Source organism: Streptococcus sp. A34 (genome assembly GCF_043674115.1).
Lineage (GTDB): Bacteria > Bacillota > Bacilli > Lactobacillales > Streptococcaceae > Streptococcus > Streptococcus suis_V.
The window spans coordinates 1-19,702 of the sequence record NZ_JBIMJM010000034.1 but is presented as its reverse complement, the minus strand read 5'-3'; the positions used below and the strand labels follow the sequence as shown (position 1 = coordinate 19,702).

Below are 19,702 nucleotides of genomic sequence, written 5' to 3'. Positions count from 1 at the left end.
GTCTTACCACCTTCAACAGTACCTGTTTCAGAACCAATTGTCTTAGATGGAATCAAGACATAACGTGAACCATCTTCACCAGTAATCTCAGTTGGTTTGTTATCAGTTGTGTTGTACTCAGTTCCTGGTTTAGCGTTTGTTTCATCGTTTACAGGTGTCTTAATAGGCGTACCGTCTTCCGTCACATAGTTAACAACAACATTACCAGCTTTTTCATAAACATAGGTAACTTCTGTTATACCTTCTACGACTGTACCAGTTTCTTTCGCTGCATCTTCAGGTTTGATTTCTTTATAGTAGTAAACATCGCCAGTAGCATCTTCAACAATCTTCTCTGGAACGCGATCAGCTGTTGAGTAGTCAGTACCTACAAGAGCATCGTTTGTATCGACAACTGGGGTTGCGATGACTTTGCCGTCTGTGTTTACATAGTTAACAACAACATCACCATACTTAGGATTTTCAGCAAAGTAAACAACTTCGTTGATATCAGCATCAGTTGCCGCAACTGTCTTAGCATTGATTGTCTCTGTCATTGGCGCATCTGCACCCTCAAGAGTAGTACGGCTTGCTGTATAACCTGGAACTTGTGGAAGGACATTACCTTTAAGAGTATCTGTCGTATCAGCTGCCCACTCACCATAAGTTACTTCACCAGTTACAAGGTTGACTTGAGCTGGACGAGTGAAGGTTACTGTTTCAGTCTTAACAAATGGAGTACCTTCTGTAGAGTTTTTCGGCAAGACGTTACCTGCAGCATCTATACGAACTGGTGTGCCATCTTCATACTTGTACTCAACTGTACGAGTAACTCCTTGAGTCGTTTCCAAGTTGCCTGTTGTATCTGGCCATACTGGTGAGGTTGGATCTGTTGGATCAACTGGGTCACCTGGTACAACAGTCTTAGGAACATCAACAACACGTGGTTTGATAACAACAAGGAATTCTTGCAAACCTTCGTCGTAGTCATAATCTTGACCAGCCTCTGTTGTGAAGTTGTCAGATACAAGCTCATAACCCAATTTCTTATACTTGTTAATGGTAGCTTCTGTTGAGTAAGTGATGTCTGTACCTGGGTTACCTGTCAAGGTACCTGAATCTTCCAAGAAATCTGCCGCACCTTCAACTTGGTAGCGGATGATAGCTTCTTGTGGAATTGGTGTGTAGATGTGAGTCGTTTCGAACGCAGTCGCAATTGCGGCATTTCTCAAATTCTGTTGAATACCGAATGGAGCATATCCAAGATTATCAAACTTGTCTCCATTTAGACCTGTTCTCCATTTAAACTCGTAGTCCTTTAATTCTACAGCAGTTGACCAAACTTGAGTACCAATAAAAATTCTACCGTACTTACCAGCTTCTCCAGAACCTGACCATTGTGCTACAACACGATATTTAGACCCATTTGCATTTTCTGGACTTTCTTTGAATATCATTAAGCCAGAGGCATCATCGATTGTATAAGGAGCATAGATTTTTGGGTTTTTGTTATAGTCATAAGTCTTACCATCTGTATAAGTTAACGGACTAGTTTCGATAAGTTTGATAAACCCTGTAGTATCGGTACCTTCCCAATCTACTGTACCAGTATAGGTCGGATCTAAGAAATAGTATTCAGTTACAACCTGAGAGTCTGAAATTACTTTTCGAATAGCTTTATAATGTACTGTACTTTCATTAACTTTACCAGCCATATAAACAGTTCCGGCTGGTAAACCTCCTTGCACAACTTCTTTTGTAGTACTCTTATAAGCATAACCACTAAATTCACGCTGTCCAGAAGGCGTAACTGGTTGACCTGCAATGGTTTGAAGACTATATGTCGCTAATACTGTACCATCTTCCACAACATATCTGGTTGTATTGATTTGGTAATCAGGAACAATCATATAATTATAGTCTATTACGTTGCCATCTTTAGTACCTTTAAGGACCATCATACCTTGTGTACTGCCTTCAGTTGCCGTGGTAGCATCGTAAGTAATAGTAACAGTTTCATTATTGGAATTAACTGTTTGAGGATATGTGAGAGTTACACTTGCACCTTGCTCAAGTGTATGAGCTTCTAGTACTTGACCGCTTGTAGTACTTACCAATTCAGCTAAAACTGTTGAGGTATTAGCATTTGAATCTAATGAATACCGAATGTAGGCATCAATCGGTGCACCTTTAATATAAACCGCTGGCTGATTTTCATTGTAAGCAAGGAAATCATAGGATTCGAAAGTGTACCACCCTGTCTCTGAGGTTGCAGCAATCCCTGTGCGAAGAGTGTGGTTTTTAATCCCTGCTCCATTCACATCATCCATAGAAGGTGTCGCAGTTGTGCCTGTTTCGATGAGAATCCCTGTTCCATCACCAACTTTTAGGTCTGAAAGAGAGTTATTCAAAGCTACTTCGATAACATCTGTCCCCAAGAATTTACGCAATTCCAAAGCAAGCGCTTCTACGTTTGTACGAACTGCGTCGATTTGAGCGTTTACTTGGACAAGAGTTGCTACTGAATCGTTCAAGACTGTAGTAGCTTCAGTTACAGTCAATTTCGTTGCGTCTGCAGCTGCTTTCAAAGACTCATTGCCTTCTGGTTCTGCTGCATAGAGGCGATTTGCTTCGTCTGACAAGACAACCGCTTCAGAAATGTTTTGCTCAAGGACAATTTTCGCTTCTTCAGCAGTCACAGGTACTGATACTTCTGTAGCGTCTGTTGCAGCTTCAGTTGTCGTTGCAGGTGCTGCTGTTGCGACTTCAGTAGTTGGAGCTACTTCTTCAGCTTTTTTAACCAATTGAACGGTAACAAGATTTTCAGCGCCCTCGGTAACAACTTGGGTTACAGTTGTCGCTTGACCTTGCGCCAATTCATAGCCGGCAGGTACTTCGACTGCTACTTCAACGCTAGTTGATGCAACTGCTTCTGTCGTCGTAACGGTAGCTGTTTTCACACCAGCGTTGACAAGTGTGCCGTCTTCCAAGACATAGTTAACCACGTAATCGACGGTTGCTGTCCGCTCAGCTGGCGTAACAGTTTCCGTCGTAAGTGCTGGTGTCGTGTCGGTTGTCGCCGGACTTTGAATGCTACTTGTGACAGTAGTGTCAGCAACAAGCTCTTCTGCTTGTACAGCTTGAGCGCCAGTTGCCAATGTCAAACCTAGCAAAACACTCGCCGCACCGAAATGATAAGTACGAATTGAGAAACGTTGTCTCGCTCCATACCAGTCGAATGATTTCTTGCGTTTCATTATGAAATGCCCTCCAAATTTTCTATGAAACAATGAATTAATTTACTGTTTCAAATGCTATAATTATATCCCATTCCTCCTTAAAAAGCAAGGAGAATACTCCAATACACACTCGAATTTACCTAATTTTTTCATATTACATCCAACTTGTTGTTAAAAAAAGGTTGCACACTTATTTATTTAATATAGTGACTGCTCTTCACCAAACAAAATGGTAATCGAATCAAGAATGTTACTAATTACCACGGCACCATTGTCAATGAAGTGAGGCTTAAAATGCCATTTTCAAGCAATCTAAATATTCAGCTATATTACTAGTAGAAATTTGCTGATCGCGATAAAAGATACCTAGACTACAGTCTGAATGGGGGAGTCGATTGGAGCAGTAAAGAAAGCACTGAATCTGCTTGATAGAATCATCATAGGAATAGAAGGTTACATGCTGATAGAAGCGGCGTTTGTCATTTCGATGTCTGCTTTCAGCATTGCCATTATGTTTCGGTTTCTGAGGTCGAATGATTCTGTGCTCAATGCCATGCTTCTAACAGAGTACACCTAGCAGATGAACTTGTGATGAACGTGTACAGGTCATATATATCAAAAAAGAGAGAACGCTTGTGTCTATCCCCAGATAAAATGAATAGTTAAAAATGTTTGTACTTTAAAAAGGTATGCTTCCCTAAATTCTAAGGGAGTCATACCTTTATCGAAACCTCAAAAAGTAATGATGTGATTTTGGTGTGAATTTTGCTAAAAAATCAAACCGAGTAGGGACTAAGACTAGTCCCTCTCACACCACCGTGCGTGCCGTTCGGCACACGGCGGTTCAACTAACTTTTAACGCATGTCGTTTTAGATGATAGTCTAGGCAAGAAATGATTGAATAGATACCTTGTTATGGGGCGGTTACGATAGTCAGGCTTGGGAGTCGCTATTAGGTTCATCGGTAGCGGGTGCCCGCAGAGGACTTTCACCTCAGATGTACGACATGCCCGTCGTACTAAAAACAAGTTGGCACAAAACCAACTTGTTTATGATTATGGGTTAAAAATCGACGTCCTGAAGTCATTTGTAGAGTTCATCAAGGCTTGATAAACTTTTACTTTGAGGGCATGAACACGACTGAGGTTGACATTATTGGTTGAATAGAAAATTCTTCCATTTGTATCAGCTTCCATTGCTTCTTCCATCAAAGCTTGGAGTTGGGCATAGGTCGTTACTGTCACTTCTTTTGTAGAGTTAGCAACACCTAATTCATACTGCATGGTAAATGGCTTGAGTTTTCCTGCCTCTGCTTTTTCAACACGCTCAGCAAACATGGCTTTCTTGAATTCTTCCCATGTTGCATATTGACCCTTAAAGACTTGGTTCAAGACGTGCGTATCAGTAATCAGACCTGTATCTTTCTTGTTCCAAGTATCGTAAATGGTTGAGCCTTGGCTCATAGCATAGTCAGACAATTGTCCAGATGCATATGGGATAAAGCCTTCTGTATAGCCCTTAGCTGCAATCAATTCAAAGGCCATACGACGGAACATGATATCTCCCGGTGAGCCATATGGGTTTGAAAGCGCAGAATAGTTGGCTGCAAACATTGGCACACTGTGGTAACCATTACGTGACCATTCTTTGGTCAAGGTCTTGGCACCACCAGTAGGTCCGAAATATTGACGGTAATCAATGATACTGTTATCAATCAAGTCCTCGAAAGTCTTCAAGGAAGCTACTTCTGCATCGGTCAGCTCACGTGCATTGTTTCCAGCATGCGTGTTGACACCATTGGTTTGAATATAGTAGTTGTCAATCTTACGGAGCCAATCTTTCTTCAAATCGTCAGATTTTCCAAGAATAGCCATACCTTCCAAGTAATCCAACAAGTAAAGGGCATCAAATTGGTTATGGAAGTAAGCATTGAAGTCCGCTTCATTGCTAAATCGTTCCACCGGATCAGCCACATGGACACGGTTGACTACATCATCTGTGAAGAAGGCATTGAAACCAAGAATCATCTTATCCAGCGAGGAAACGTTTTGTAGCAATCCATCTGCATAAACTTCCATTCCCTGACCGATACGACGACCATAGCCATGGAGATAGGTGGAGCCATCCTGATTGTGGACCATTTCATGACTATACAAAGTGGTTCCATAATCACCGAGCATATCATAGGTGATATAGTAAGTTTCCTTACCATCTGCATAGGCAGTTTTAATAGATGAATGTTCACGATACCACTTGTTGATTGGACCATAGAAATCTTGAATAGCATCCACTTCTGCGGTCAGATTACGGTAGGCCTTCTTACCATCAGGACCGAACATCATATAGCCTTCATTGTTGAGCAAGCTACCGAAGAGTTTTTCACGGTTTGTCTCATCGAGAATCTTATACCAGAAGTCCGCATTGTCACGTTGGCGTTGGGCTGCCAAATCCACCATTTGACGTACCTTATCACGGTTTTCTGTTGTTGAATAGTCTTCAACATAATGTTCATACGAACCGATTGCCATGGTATTTAGATTACTAATGATGAAAATATCTTCCTGTGGCAGGGTTAAGAGTGGCAGGAGCATTTGACGGTAAGCCCAGTTTGGATTGGTGATGCGGTCATAGACTGCGAGAGCATACTTGCTGTGTTTTTCTGCAGCATCTTGCTTGGCTGCTGCTTCTGCTACCTGCGACTTGCTTTCAACAATATAGGCTTTTGTTGTTTGCTTAAACCATTCATTGTCTGTCATGTTTGGCAAGAAAAGTTTACGGTAGGACTCAACCAAGTCAAAGACAGAAGCCTTAGCAGTTTGTTTTGCCATGGCGGACACGTAGGTCGTAACGTTGTTATGGGCACGAAGAACATCGTAGCCACCATTTCCGATTGCCAAGATCATATCTAGTGCTGATGCTGCATCATTTCCGAAGAAATCAGGCTCGAAAATGGTTAATTCCTTAGTATTCACAGTTCCGTAGTTGATGTCATACCAGCGGTTCAAGTAAGTCAAACCTAGAAGAAAGGCTTCTTTATTATTAAGAATTTTTTCCTTGATATAGGTCTCTGAAGCCTGGCCTTGTCCATTGAGACTGGCAACTAACAATTTACGAACATTGCTTTCTAGGTTGGCCATGACTTGGTCATAGCTTTCACCAAAGTAGAAATCTTTTGCAGTACCTGTCTGAGTATCGACATTCAAGGTTGTTGGATAGCCGATTACTTTCTTCATGGCTTCAGAATCTAGGGTGACAGCAGACAGATTGCTTACCAAGTCATTGACAAGGGCGCTTCTGTCATTCAAGAATGATTCTGGCGTGTAAATCAAGTCTGTACCTGAAATAGTGTACTCGACAACGTGATTGTTCTTGAAGTCTTCTAGATAAGAAACTGTCTTGTAGTCCACCGTGCCATCTGCATAGTGAAGCATAATCTTATTGATATTGGCCTTCTCAGCGTAGACATCAGCAACAACATCCTTATCCTTCATTGGTACAACATCCAGCAAACGGACCTTGTTGAGCTTATCGTCTGTCGCAATCTTATTTCCATAGTAGACAAGAAGTTCCTTGTTGTAGAATGGAAGGATTTTCTCCATGTTGTAGTAGGCGATTTCATGGTCAGCCTGAGCCTTATCTAGTGTTAAATAATTGACAGAATAAGGGTTAAGATTGAGAGGTTTGGAATCTGACGAGGTCGCTTGAATCTTCATGGCTTCAACTTTTGCTTGTGCATCTTCATCAGAGATAACAGTAACATTGGTCAAACTATCAGTTGTTGTTGTGAAACCGCCCTTAATCTTACCAGTTGGGTTATCTGGTTGACCGATAATGCTTGTCGTACCAGTCATATCGCTAATAACATTGTTGACTTCACCACTATATCGAGCATAGGCACCCGTCACTTGGTTGGAACCTGCAATGCCGCCGACAATGGCTGCCGATTCAGTTGTCACAATGGAACCAGTTGCGTAAGAATTGTAGACACTTCCTGGTACATCGTAAACGAGCATGGTACGACCGACAATACCTCCAGCTACTTGATTCTCCGTACCTGGTAGAGTAATCGTCGCATCAACTTTGGCGTTTCCAACACTTGCCATAGTACCATTACCCAAGATACCTCCCATGAGGGTTGCGCCAGTACCAGTTGTCTCGAGGCTGCCCTTGAAAGATACATCTTTAATGGTTGTATTGGTCGCTGATTGGATCAAACCAGAAACGTTTTGAGGACCGCGAATGCTTCCTTCAACTGCCACATTGGTTACCTTGGCGTTGTTTGCATTGATGGCAAGACTTGCCAATGGATTACTTGTAGTAGTGTTCAGGTTGATATTCTTCAGGTCAAGGTTTTCAATGGTTCCACTAAAGTTATAGAATAGTGGCGCTTTCAGATTGTTGATGGAGAAGAAATAGCCATCATTGGTTCCTGACAAGGTTCCACTAAAGTTGGTCACATAGGACGCAATATCACCAACAGGAACTTCCGAAGCATCCAGGTTGGCACCTAGTTTGAAGGTACCAGATGGGTTGGCCTTCATAGCTTCAAGCAGAGCCTTGAAGGAGGTGTAGGTATTGGCATCTGTCGCCATCTTCGGAATGTAAAATTCTCTGTTTGCAACATATTGCGCATCCTTATCCTGCACCAGTTGGTCAAAGGCAGAGACAACTTTAAAGACTGTTTTCCCATTCAAGCTTGTCTCTTCAATACTTGAAACTGGTAGATAGACTTCCTTAAAGCGATCAGATGTTACCTTGATAAACAACTCTTCTGTTGAAGTCGGCAATTCCTCCAAGTGAGCTGTGCCAACAAAGTTGCCATCTTTACGACGGTAAATCGTTACGGCATCAATATCCTTGATCTCAATCTTCTTGTAGACCAAATCAAATTCGCGCATACTTTCAAGAATAGCTTCTTGTTCGGAGCTTTGTTCCTGCTCTGCCATTGTGTAGAAAATCTTAGTCTTAACAGTGTAATCTGTGTAGAAATCAAGATTTTCAAGTGTTAACTGGCCATTTGGATCCGTAATTGCCTGTTCCTGTACCAAGACACCTGTATTATCATAGAGGAGAGCAACAGCTCGTTGGAAGTTAGCGGTTTCGTCTGTCAACTTGTAGCTAATTGTCGCTGACTTGGCATCATCATTTTCAACCAAGTCTGTGATAATCACTTGTGGTACTTTTTCAACCTTTGTACCACGCGCAATGACTTGCTTAACAGGTTGCTTGGTAATTTCTTCTGTTACAGTAGGATTTTCCTGGCGAACGCCCTTGATAGTCTGGTAAGTTGTTGTAACTGTCTTAGAGCCATTTACACCCGCCGTTACAACTTTGGTCTTACCTTCTAGCAGTGTAGGGTCGTCAACATACTCTGTTTCAAAGGTAATTTCAACTTGATTAGTTTCGGTTTCCGTGCCCTCTATTGGTTTTGTTCCTTTGAGAACCTCTTTCGTTGTTGGCTCTTCAAGGACTTTCTCAGTCACTGTTGGGTTTGGTTGACGGACTCCGTTGATTGTCTGATAAGTAGTGGTAACTTCCTTACCTCCATTTTTCCCCTCAACTACTACTTGCTCTTCATCTGTATAAAGATCCGCTGTTTCTGTTACCTTGGTTTCAAATGGAATCTCTACCGTCTCTGTAACGGTCTCTGTGCGTTCAATTGGAGTTGGGGTAGCCGTTTTCGTACCACGTGCAACTACTTGAGTCACAGGCTGAGTGGTCACAGTTTCAGTCACTGTTGGATTTTCTTGACGAACACCATTTACAAGAGTGTAGGTTGTTGTAACAGTAGCAAGTCCATTTTGACCAGCCGTAATAATTTTTTCTTCACCAACTGGAAGGGTTGCATCGTCTTGGTAGCTGATTTCAAATGGAATAACTTTTGTAGCTGATTCCGTCTCAGTTGTGACTGTATCAGCTTTCTTTGTACCAATGCGAACAATTTCAGTTACTGGTGAGCTTGTCACCGAGCTTGAAACCTGCTCAGACTTGATCAAGACACCGTCAGCATAGTAATTCTTGGTAATTGTCGTCTGAACCCCCGCTTGCCCAACTTGATCCACATTTCGAGTTCCTTCAGCCAGAGTAGCATCATAGATAATTTGGCTTTCAAAAGGAATGGACTCGGTGTTGGTCGTCGTATCTTCTGTCAAGGCAACTTCTGGTAGTTCATGTGTCGGAGCTGTATCTGGAAGAGCAGTAATTGGTTTTGTACCAATTTTTACGATTTGGTGAACAGGAGCTTGGCTAACCGCTTCGGACACAGCCTCAGACTTCACCAAGACATCACCGATAAATGTTTGCTTGGTTTCAATTGTCTTTTGACCTGCTTGTCCAGACTGCACAGTCAATCTAGTCCCATCTGGAAGAGTATCATCATAGACTTCCTCAGTTTCAAAGGCAATCGATTCTGTATGCGAAACAACTTTCTCTGTAACCTCCAAGGCTGGAATTTCGTTCGTTGGTGCTGTATCTGGAAGAGCAGTTATGATAGATTCTTCAGCCTTCTTTGTCCCAATTTCAATAATTTTTGGAGTAGCAGTTTTGGTAATTTCAGATGAAACTTCCTCTTCCTTCAGAACCTGACCGTCTACAAGTGTTTGCTTGATGGTAATGGTCCGCTCGCCATTTTGACCTTCTTGAACAATTTTTTCTGTCCCCTCGGCCAAGGCTGGATTTTCAACCGTTTGAGTCTCAAAGGCTACGATTTCCATCTTTGTGATAGTCTTCTTAGTAATATCAGCTGCTGGTAGCTCATGACTTGGAGCAGTATTTGGAACTTCGGTTACGATTTCTTGGTTCCCATTATCAGCTGGTTTCTCCTCCTCTGCTGGAAGCCCTTCTACCGCCTTGCTATCTTTAAAATAGCCCACATAAACATAGCCTTCAATCTCAGCTGGCGCTGGCAAGGCCTGACCTGCAGAACGTTCCACCGCATGGTTGAATTGAGCCAGAATATGGCTAGTTAATGCTGAACCTGTCGGTGCCAAGAAACTTGCACCCGTTGCGGCAAGAATGAATACTCCCGCAAATTCCTTCTTCCCTTTTTTGCCTAATTTTACAGCAACAACTAGGAGAGATAGACCTGCAACAACTATCGCACTATTTTCCAAGACACCTGTTTCAGGTAAGATTTTTGAATCAGAACCTGTAGACACTACAGGACGATAAACCAAATAGTAGGTAGAATCCGTTGCTTGTGCCAAACCTGGCAAGTCGCAAATAATCAATTCTTTTTCCGCATCAGTCAACTCTTCTTCGGTCACATAGGTGTAATTGATAGACTGCGCACTGACTGAAGGGGCAGTAGCAATAGAAGTCACAAAAAATAGACTTGCTAGGGTTGCAGAAACAAGTCCAATTGATAATTTACGGAAAGCAAATCGTTCTCGCTTTTCATTAAAAATGTTTTTCATATTTTCTCCAATAATCGCTAATTATACATACAATTATATCGTCTCATAATGGTTCGTACAAATTTTTTGTTTATTTATTTTTCATCTTAAGGACGGCAAATTTCAATTCCGAGTTAGCCACCTATAAGAAATTCTCTCGGTGACTTGTAGCCCAAACATTTTTTGGGATAGTTATTGATCCAATTTTCGATAAAAGCGACTTCTTTCGGGGTCGTTTTTGTGGTTCCTTTCGGCAACCACCGTCGGATAGGCCTACGACTACCTTTTTGGACTTTGGTGTTCTTTGCCACCTTATCCGCTATATACGCCTTTGTATCACGTTTCTGTTCGTAGTGCCACGATGTCGCTATCCCTTCCTCTGATGGTCTTGGTTTCTAGCGTCAGACTTAAAACGGTCTCTCCTCAGACCGTTTTAATCCACTACCTCACGATAGTCAGGCTTGGGAGTCGCTAGCGGGTTCACCGGTAGCGACTCCCCACAGAGGACTTCCACCTCAGATGTACGACGTGCCCGTCGTACAAAGAAAAGTTGAAGACACTCCATCTTCAACTTTTTTCCTTTATCTTGGGCTAATCCCCAGTGTAATGCGTCCCAAACGGCTGATACGGGTCATTTTCCAGGCCGGCGACCATACGATTTCCACCTGGGCATCTTCGATTCCGTCAATGGTTTTTAGAGCCGCAATCAATTCATCCGGCATGGTATCTGCACAGGAGCAACCTGCATCCGTGAAGGTCATGATGACCTTGCATAGACCAGCCTCATCCACAGTGATTTCATAGACCAAACCAAGATTGTAGATATCCAATTCAATTTCTGGATCATAAATGGTTTCCAAAACAGCAATTAGCTGCTCAGACAGCACCTCGGCTCTCTCGTTGAGTTTAATATCCTCTCTCACAAGTCTTCCCCCATTGTTTAGATAATATAATTGTTATTCTACCACAATTTGAAGAAATCTACACCTCTTGGCTAGTTTACAAGGTCCGAATGGTGCCAGATGCACCCTTACCAATTGAAAAGACATACTTATGTCCCTGGGTTAAACTATGGTAAAAGCCTTTCCCCTCATACAATTGAAAGACCTGCATGTCATTGCTATCCTCATCCTTGTAAATATGCTGGTAATAAGGATTGTCCGCAAAAATGGTCTTCAAATAATCATTTTCCACCGGACGAACCAAGCCTTCAATCCGCACGACCTGAAGCAGATAACCATCTTCTGACATGGCTGTCAAAGCGATACGCGGATTCCCCATTAATTGCTTATAAAAATGAGTTTCGGGACTGGTCATGAAGAAAATTCCATCCTCAGTGGCCGCTGTGATATGAATGTGACGGGCATGCGGATTTCCATCTTGATCCAAGCTCGCAAAAACCCCCAACTTCATCTCTTCCAATAATTGCATGACTTCTTTTAGTTCCATGATGACACCTCTTGAAAACGGATTCTATACCTTGATTATAGCAAAAAACAGATTTATTGTTAAGCCTAACTTAGTGATCCTATCGAGATTTTTAGAGCTTTCAACCACTTAAAAAGGGAGTGGGCTCAACTCGACAAAGCTAAAAAGAGTTCGTCAACAAGTCTTTATTTCTTGTTGTTGAACTAAAACGGTCTATCCCCAGACCGTTTTAGCCCACCCCGCACAGCTCCAACAGTCAGAGTAGTGACTGTTGGAGGTTGGAGATAAGGCGAACATTGTTCGCATCAGAAAGGTTTGGGAAACCTTTGGAGGTTGAAAATTGAACGAACGGAGTTCGTATCATTCATTAGGACAGGTTTGGAGCGTTAAACGCGAATTGTTGAGGATTGTTTCACAATCCCAATTTCCCACCTTTCTCAGTTCCCCAAACTGTGAAAGCCAATCAACCCTGCGCTAAGATGTTAACACGAACTAAAGAAAGCGAGCCTAGGATTGAACCCAGGCTCTTAGCAATTCACGATTATTTCACTTCTACTTTTTCTGTCCAAGGACGGGCTGTTGTAGCTAGAACTCCATTGAGTTCTTCCACGTTACGACGACCTTGGTCTGCCAACCATGCCTTAGCAGCCTCTTCACCTTCTTTGGCAAAGATTGCCACAGCATCTTTCCAAGTTGCACGTCCGCAGAGAACACCGTTGAAGTCTGAACCTGCCTCTTTGGCAAAAACAAGAGTTTCTTGGAAGAGTTTTGCAGATACACCCGCACTGAGGTAGATATATGGCAAATGCGTGCTTTCAGACTGCTCTTTGAAGTAGGCTTTTGCTTCTTCTGCAGTGTAGACTGGCTCTTCATCTGTGTAGCCTTCTACAAAGTTCATGTTAACCGGTACTTCTACCTTAAGCACATCTGCATTGTAGCGTGGCTTGCTAAATTCACGCATAGCGCCATTGACCTTGTGTGGTTTGAGGGTTGCGTATTCACGAGAAGTGACATCCATGTCGCTTGCATCGTAAGTCAAGATTTCCACGAAGTAAGGAATATCTTCTGCCAAACACTCGCTACCGATGCGTTCAACCCAAGCGTGTTTGATGTCGTTGATTTCTGGCTTGTCATCTACATCATAGTAGAGCAAGATTTTTACGGCATCCGCACCCAATTCTTTGATTCGTTTTGCTGACCAGTTTGGTAAAAGGTCTGGCAAACGACCCGGAGTTGAGGCATCATAACCAGTTTTTTCATAGGCAGCGATAAAGCCACAGTCCGCATGGCGCAATTCTGACGCAGGTACACCAAATTCTGCATCCAAAAGGATAGAGCTGGCATAAGGTGTCAGGTCACTTGAAATCACTTTTTTGAAATCAATCAAAATATCGTCGCCGAATTCACCACCACCAGCAGCTGCCGCCAAAAGGCGTTTCAAAGCACCGCGTTGGTCAATAGCAAGAGCCGCAATGACTTGATCACTGTTTGACAAACGTGTCATGTGATCAAACTTAGCTTGCGAAAGTTGTAGTTTTGTCATTAGAATCCTCCTTAGGAAAATGAGATAAACAAAGTTAAGTAGGCTAGCCTAGTGCCTAACAAATTAATAACAAAGCAATAAAAGATAAACGAAATGACGAAATTTAGCCAAAGCGCTTCACACCGTCCAGATAGGTTGCTTTGAGCTGACCTTGATCATCCACGACAATGAAATCTGCTGCGCGACCTGGAGCGATTTGACCGCAGACATGGTCAATGTTGACAGACCGTGCTGGTGCAAGAGAGGCCATTCTCAAGGCATCAGGCAGGCTGACCAAGTCCCACTCGACCACATTTTGCACCGCTTGGATAAGCTCCAAGATAGAACCAGCCAAGCTACCGCTGTCTTTGAGGCGAGCTGTGCCGTCTTTGACCACGACTTCAAATTCACCCAGACGAGACTCGCCCTCGCCCATACCACCAGCCCGCATGCAGTCCGTAATCAAGACCGTTTCCTGCGCTCCTCTGGCTTTGACAACAATTTCAGCTGCTGCAGGGTGGACATGATGGCCGTCACAGATCATTTCTGCGTAGACATCTTTGAGACTAAGCGCAGCGCCCACCATACCCGGTTCACGATGATGGAGACCGCTCATCCCGTTGTAGACATGGACAAAGATATTGGCACCTGCATCGACTGCTGCCTGCGCTTGTGCAAAAGTCGCATCCGAATGCGCTAGCGCTGTATGGATTTGCTTGCTGTTGGCAAATTCGATAAATTCCTTAACGCCCTCGCGCTCTGGCGCAATGGCAATCTTATTGACCAGACCATTGGAGAGAGTGTACCACTTGTCCAATTTCTCAATAGAGGGATCACTCATGTATTTCGGATTTTGAGCACCCTTGTATTTTTCAGTGAAAAATGGTCCTTCGAGGAAGATACCTTGAATTTTCGCACCGGTCTCCTCACCAGCATGTTTCCCAATGGTTTCACATACTGCATCCAGATTTTCTGTGGAATCTGTCAGGGTTGTTGGAAGCCAAGAGGTCACACCGCAAGCTAGCAAACCTTCTGAAATAGTCTTAATCCCCTCAAAGTCATTGTCCATGACATCGTGAGAAGCGTAGCCGTGAATATGCGTATCGACCAATCCCGGTGCAAGGTGATAAGCTGAATGGTCAATGATTTGACCGCCCGTCGGCTCTTCTGTCAAGATTTGACCGAACTGACCGTTTTCTGTAATTTCTAAGTAAGCGTTTTCTATTTCTTGTTCAGCAAGAATAATTGATTTTGCTTTAATATAGGTTGGCATGCTATTCCTCCTATCAAACTGGTTATATCCACTTGTTATTATATTGTATAATGCTTCACTTGTCAAGTAGAAACCGAAAAATCGGTCATTCTTTCCCAAATTTTACAACAAGCAAAAAGAGCTGAGAATATTCCCAGCCCATCTAACTATTCTATATATTGTCGATAAATGCGTGAAGACAGCAGACAAACCACCTCATAATTGATAGTCCCCACATAATCTGCCCAGTCTTGGACGGTGATTTCTCGGTCCCCATCCTGACCAATCAAGGTTACCTTGGTCCCCAGGGGATAAGGTTTTGGTAGACGAATGGTAATCTGATCCATGGAGACACGACCAACAATCGGACAAGGCTCCCCATCAACAAGAACTGAGAATCCCTGCATAGCCCGCAACAGGCCATCTGCATAGCCAATTGGCACCGTCCCGATATACTCGTCCCCCTGGCTCTCGTAGGTCATACCATAACCTATCTTTTGGCCCGCATCCAAGAGCTTCGTCTGTACCAATTGGGACTCCAAGCTCAGGGCCGGCAGAAGAGCATAGGGCAGTTCTAACTCCCGACCGCTTGGGTTGAGGCCATAGAGAGCATCCCCCAGGCGAATCATATTGAAAACAGCATCTGGATGCCAGATACTGGCCGCAGAATTACTAGCATGAATCAAATCCGGCAGGCTTGTCAATTGGTCCAGAATGCTCCGGAAATTTTGCAACTGTTCCTGATAATAGCAATCGTCCGCCTGGTCTGCAGCCGCAAAATGAGTAAAGATACCCTCAAAATCTACATCAGCAGCTGCCAATTCTTCAATCAGTTCAGTGATTTCCTCAACATTCCGAAAACCCAGACGCCCCATACCTGTATCCACCTTGATATGGACAGACAGGCCGTCCAGTTCCAATCCCGCCTCCTGCACCAAGTGCCACCAATCCAGACTAGACACTGTCAGACTAATATTTGTCTGGCGGGCCAGAGGAATGCAGTCGATTGGGACCACACCAAGAATCAAAATTGGATGTTCCAGACCGGCCTGGCGGAGCTCCAAGGCCTCGTCCATATTGGAAACACAGAAGCCATCTGCCTTGGATGACAATTCACGCGCCACTTCCACAGCCCCATGGCCATAGGCACCGGCCTTAACAACCGCAAACTTCTTCGTTCGAGCTGGCAGATTCTCTGTCAGCCTATCAAAGTTGTGACCAATATTGCCCACCTTCACCTTAGCTACTGTGGGCCGATGTATGCTAGCTTTCATCCTCTTCCTCCAAAATGACACTGGCCTGGACAAAATTCCCTGAATGACTGATACTCAGCCAAACTTTACAGACTACAGGCGATTTTGTGACCACTGGACGCCCCTTCTCATCCGGCAAAATCTCTAAATCCTGAAAACCGATTTTTCCAATCCCCGTTCCCATGGCCTTGACAAAAGCTTCTTTTGCCGCCCAACGACCAGCCAAAAATTCAACTTGTCTGCGCCCAGACAGGATCGAAAACCGTTCTCTCTCTGATTCAGTCAGCACCTTTTCTACAAAACGGGGCTTGCCCTCCATTGCTGCCGCAATCGCTGTGATTTCCTGTAAATCTATACCGTGACCAATAATCATTTTCACCTAAAAAATAGAGCGGGGAGGCTACTCATTCCTGCCCCACCACGCTCCTGTTCTGTTTATTCTTTATCTATTCGAAAAGCTGTCACTGTCTTCCGTGACAGTTTTTAAATTTCTTCCCTGAAGCACATGGACATGGTGCATTGCGATCGACACCCTCAAAGGCCTCTTTCGGAACTGCACGAGTCGGTGGGATGATATTCTTAACTGCTGTTGTATGTGCCTCATGGGCTGCACGTTCACGTTCAATATTGTCGTGAATCTGAGCCTTCATCATCAAACGCGTCACATCAAACTCAATCGAACCAATCATGTCATTGAACATGGTAAAGGCTTCTGACTGGTACTCGACAATCGGATTGTTCTGAGCATAACCACGCAGACTAACTGCATTTCGTAATTGATCCAGAGCATCGATATGATCTGTCCATTTATTATCCACTACACGCAAAATTAAGACTTTTTGGAACTCGCGAATACGGTCCTCATCTTTTAATTTGGCAATCTGTGAATCATAAACCGCAATGGCTCTGTCGTACAATTCATCTGCAATTTCCCCATAGCTGAGGTCTTCCAAATCAGATAGGCGCAAACTCTCCTCGTCAACCAAATTGACATGAGCAAATTTGAGAATTGAATCCAAGGCCTCTTCACGACTGAAGCTCTTATGAGAGTCAATCACGCGCTCAATTGTCCGCTGAATCATAGAGCGAATTTCAGGACCCAAATCGCGTTCAGCAGTAATCACATCATGGCGTTGGCTGTAGATAATCTCGCGCTGTTCACGCATAACATCATCATACTGAAGGACCTGTTTACGAGAATCGTAGTTGTTTCCTTCGACACGCTTCTGCGCCGCCTCAACCTGACGAGTCAACATGCCAGACTTGATGACAGACTCTTCTTCAGACAAGTTCATCCGCTCCATGAAGGCCTTGATTCGCTCTGAACCAAAGCGTTTCATCAAATCATCTTCCAAGGATAGGTAGAATTGTGATTCACCTGGATCCCCTTGACGACCGGAACGTCCGCGGAGCTGATTATCGATACGGCGGCTCTCATGGCGCTCCGTACCGATAACGCAAAGACCACCAAGTTCACGCACACCAGGGCCCAACTTGATATCCGTACCACGACCGGCCATGTTGGTGGCAATAGTAACAGCACCACGCTGACCAGCGTTCATGATAATTTGGGCTTCACGGTAGTGGTTCTTAGCATTAAGAACCTCGTGCGGAACCCCTGCAGCCACCAATTTTTGAGAAATCAAGTCAGAGGTCTCAACCGCAACGGTACCGACAAGAACTGGTTGACCTTTTTGGTAACGTTCTTTGACATCACGCACTACAGCATTAAACTTGTATTCCAAGTTTGGATAGAGCAAGTCTTCATGGTCGATACGTTGAATTGGACGGTTGGTTGGAATAGGAATGATGCGGATATTATAAATTTCTCGGAATTCTTCCTCTTCTGTCTTACCAGTACCCGTCATACCAGACAATTTCTTATACATACGGAAGAGGTTCTGATAGGTGATAGAGGCAGACGTCTTGGATTCATTCTGGACAGGTACACCTTCTTTGGCTTCAATAGCCTGGTGCAGACCGTCAGAATAGCGACGTCCTTCCATGGTACGACCTGTAAATGGATCGATGATCATGACTTCCTGCTCTTCATTGACCAGATAGTCAACATCGTAGGTCATGATATAGTTGGCACGGAGGGCATTGTCCAAGAAGTGGGTAATAGCCACGTTCTCAATATCATAGAGGTTGTCCAGCTTGAAGAATTTCTCAGCCTTGTCAATCCCTGAATCCGCCAAACCAATAGTTTTAGACGGTACATCGATGATATAGTCGTCGCGATCCAAAGATTTGACCAACTTATCCGCCAAGAAATAGAGCTGGTTTGTTTCTGAGCCTTGAGGACCTGAAACGATCAAAGGTGTACGGGCCTCGTCGATCAGGATTGAGTCAACTTCATCGACCAAGGCATAGTTGAGCGGGCGCTGTACCATATCTTCTGCACGCACCACCATGTTATCACGAAGGTAGTCGAAACCAATCTCCGAGTTGGTGGAGTAAGTGATATCGCAGTTATAGGCTTCACGCTTTTCAAAAGGTGATTTGGCTGCCAAGTTGATCCCAACCGACAGACCCAACCATGAATAAAGTTCACCCATCTCAGTCGCATCACGAGTAGAAAGGTACTCATTGACCGTTACTACGTGTACCCCTTCACCTGTCAGGGCGTTGAGGTAAACCGGCATGGTCGCCGTCAAGGTCTTCCCTTCACCAGTACGCATCTCTGGAACGTCACCATTGTGGAGAACGATACCACCCATGACCTGAACCTTGTAAGGATAGAGACCCAGGACACGACGCGCACCCTCACGAACAACGGCAAAGGCTTCATAGAGGAGTTCATCCAAGGTTTCACCTTTGGCAAGGCGGTCCCTAAACTCCTGCGTCTTGGCCTGCAACTGCTCATCCGTCAAGGCTTCCATGGCATCTGCATAAGAGAAAACCTTGTCCGCCATTTTTTCTAATTTTCTTTGCTCACCCTTATCATTTTCAATAATGGAGCGGAGCATATTTCTAACCATTCTGTACTTCCTACTTAACTTGATTTTGCTTGTCTGACCTGTCACAAGGATACCCTTCCGTCTTTGGGTAAGCTACATCCATCAATAGCTGACAACCATTTGACAAGAACCTAAAAATTCCAGGCCAGATGACATAGTTCAATAATATATTCTAGCACAAGATTTGGTTTTTTTCAAGGTTGGAACAACTCTCAAACACGCTTTTCATGTAGCGTTACAATAGATGTGAGACTTCTAGAAGTCAAAAAGAAGATTCCCTGATATGATAAGAGTACCACCTACTCATCAAAAAGGAAATCTTCTCATGACTAGTATATCACAAAATCTTCGCTATTTACCACATACCTTGGAAACACGCTATCACGCTGTTAAAACCTACCGAAATGGAGCCTCTGTCGCCTTCATCTGTCGACGCTACAAGGTCTCAAAAGCCTCTCTCATGCGGTGGAACAAGCGATTCGATGGCACAAAAGAATCGCTGAAAGGTCGCTCTCATCGCCCTCTAACACCGCATCCAAAGGCTCATACCGAGCAAGAGTTGACCTGGATTAAAAACTGCATCAAAAGAAATCCAAACGCAACCCTCATCGAAATATTCTACAAGCTCAAAACTAATAAGGGCTATGACCGCCATCCCTGCTCTCTCTTTCGAAT

The 19,702-nt window shown here is 43.8% G+C and carries 10 protein-coding genes and 2 pseudogenes; 1 reads left to right on the top strand and 11 read right to left on the bottom strand.

Annotated features, from left to right (window positions below; translation table 11 throughout):
• From ACHBGV_RS08475 to secA, 11 genes and pseudogenes are all read right to left on the bottom strand, one after another.
• Window positions 1-3,236 (bottom strand): MucBP domain-containing protein (locus ACHBGV_RS08475; protein WP_394736115.1); only part of this gene is annotated, 3,236 nt, incomplete at its 3' end.
• Window positions 3,237-3,603: 367 nt separating this feature from the next.
• Window positions 3,604-3,813 (bottom strand): annotated as a pseudogene (locus tag ACHBGV_RS08470) (integrase core domain-containing protein); the annotation flags it as partial.
• Between the two features lie 460 nt (window positions 3,814-4,273).
• Window positions 4,274-10,633 (bottom strand): ZmpA/ZmpB/ZmpC family metallo-endopeptidase, encoded by a 6,360-nt coding sequence (locus tag ACHBGV_RS08465; RefSeq protein ID WP_394736113.1) that lies wholly within the window; start codon window positions 10,631-10,633, stop codon window positions 4,274-4,276.
• Between the two features lie 113 nt (window positions 10,634-10,746).
• Window positions 10,747-10,887, bottom strand: a pseudogene (locus tag ACHBGV_RS08460) (IS30 family transposase); the annotation flags it as partial.
• A 306-nt stretch (window positions 10,888-11,193) separates the two neighbouring features.
• Window positions 11,194-11,535 (bottom strand): metal-sulfur cluster assembly factor, encoded by a 342-nt coding sequence (locus ACHBGV_RS08455; protein ID WP_105122899.1) that lies wholly within the window; start codon window positions 11,533-11,535, stop codon window positions 11,194-11,196.
• Between the two features lie 76 nt (window positions 11,536-11,611).
• Entirely contained in the window at window positions 11,612-12,061 is a 450-nt protein-coding gene (locus ACHBGV_RS08450) for a pyridoxamine 5'-phosphate oxidase family protein (RefSeq protein ID WP_105122898.1), read from the bottom strand.
• Window positions 12,062-12,581: 520 nt separating this feature from the next.
• The gene (lacD, locus tag ACHBGV_RS08445; RefSeq protein ID WP_394736112.1) at window positions 12,582-13,583 is read right to left on the bottom strand and encodes a tagatose-bisphosphate aldolase; all 1,002 of its coding nucleotides are present in this window, start codon (window positions 13,581-13,583) and stop codon (window positions 12,582-12,584) included.
• A 103-nt stretch (window positions 13,584-13,686) separates the two neighbouring features.
• Window positions 13,687-14,835 carry an N-acetylglucosamine-6-phosphate deacetylase gene (gene nagA, locus ACHBGV_RS08440; RefSeq protein ID WP_394736111.1) on the bottom strand — a complete coding sequence of 383 codons (1,149 nt, stop codon included), beginning with the start codon at window positions 14,833-14,835 and terminating at the stop codon, window positions 13,687-13,689.
• 146 nt (window positions 14,836-14,981) lie between these two features.
• On the bottom strand, window positions 14,982-16,088 hold the full coding sequence (alr, locus tag ACHBGV_RS08435) for an alanine racemase (protein WP_105122895.1): 1,107 nt from the start codon (window positions 16,086-16,088) through the stop codon (window positions 14,982-14,984).
• Window positions 16,078-16,440 carry a holo-ACP synthase gene (acpS, locus tag ACHBGV_RS08430; protein WP_394736116.1) on the bottom strand — a complete coding sequence of 121 codons (363 nt, stop codon included), beginning with the start codon at window positions 16,438-16,440 and terminating at the stop codon, window positions 16,078-16,080. Before acpS ends, alr begins: the two co-directional genes overlap by 11 nt.
• A gap of 88 nt (window positions 16,441-16,528) precedes the next feature.
• The gene (secA, locus tag ACHBGV_RS08425) at window positions 16,529-19,048 is read right to left on the bottom strand and encodes a preprotein translocase subunit SecA (protein WP_170242673.1); all 2,520 of its coding nucleotides are present in this window, start codon (window positions 19,046-19,048) and stop codon (window positions 16,529-16,531) included.
• 304 nt (window positions 19,049-19,352) lie between these two features.
• Between secA and ACHBGV_RS08420 the strand changes: the two genes are divergently transcribed.
• The coding region (locus ACHBGV_RS08420) for a transposase (protein WP_394736110.1) at window positions 19,353-19,702 on the top strand (350 nt) is incomplete at its 3' end.

Bases quoted from the DNA above. Each gene is read 5' to 3' on its own strand.
- ACHBGV_RS08465 (WP_394736113.1), bottom strand. From the start codon at position 10,633: ATGAAAAACATTTTTAATGAAAAGCGAGAACGATTTGCTTTCCGTAAA.
- acpS (WP_394736116.1), bottom strand. From the start codon at position 16,440: ATGATTATTGGTCACGGTATAGATTTACAGGAAATCACAGCGATTGCG.
- alr (WP_105122895.1), bottom strand. From the start codon at position 16,088: ATGAAAGCTAGCATACATCGGCCCACAGTAGCTAAGGTGAAGGTGGGC.
- lacD (WP_394736112.1), bottom strand. From the start codon at position 13,583: ATGACAAAACTACAACTTTCGCAAGCTAAGTTTGATCACATGACACGT.
- secA (WP_170242673.1), bottom strand. From the start codon at position 19,048: ATGGTTAGAAATATGCTCCGCTCCATTATTGAAAATGATAAGGGTGAG.
- ACHBGV_RS08450 (WP_105122898.1), bottom strand. From the start codon at position 12,061: ATGGAACTAAAAGAAGTCATGCAATTATTGGAAGAGATGAAGTTGGGG.
- nagA (WP_394736111.1), bottom strand. From the start codon at position 14,835: ATGCCAACCTATATTAAAGCAAAATCAATTATTCTTGCTGAACAAGAA.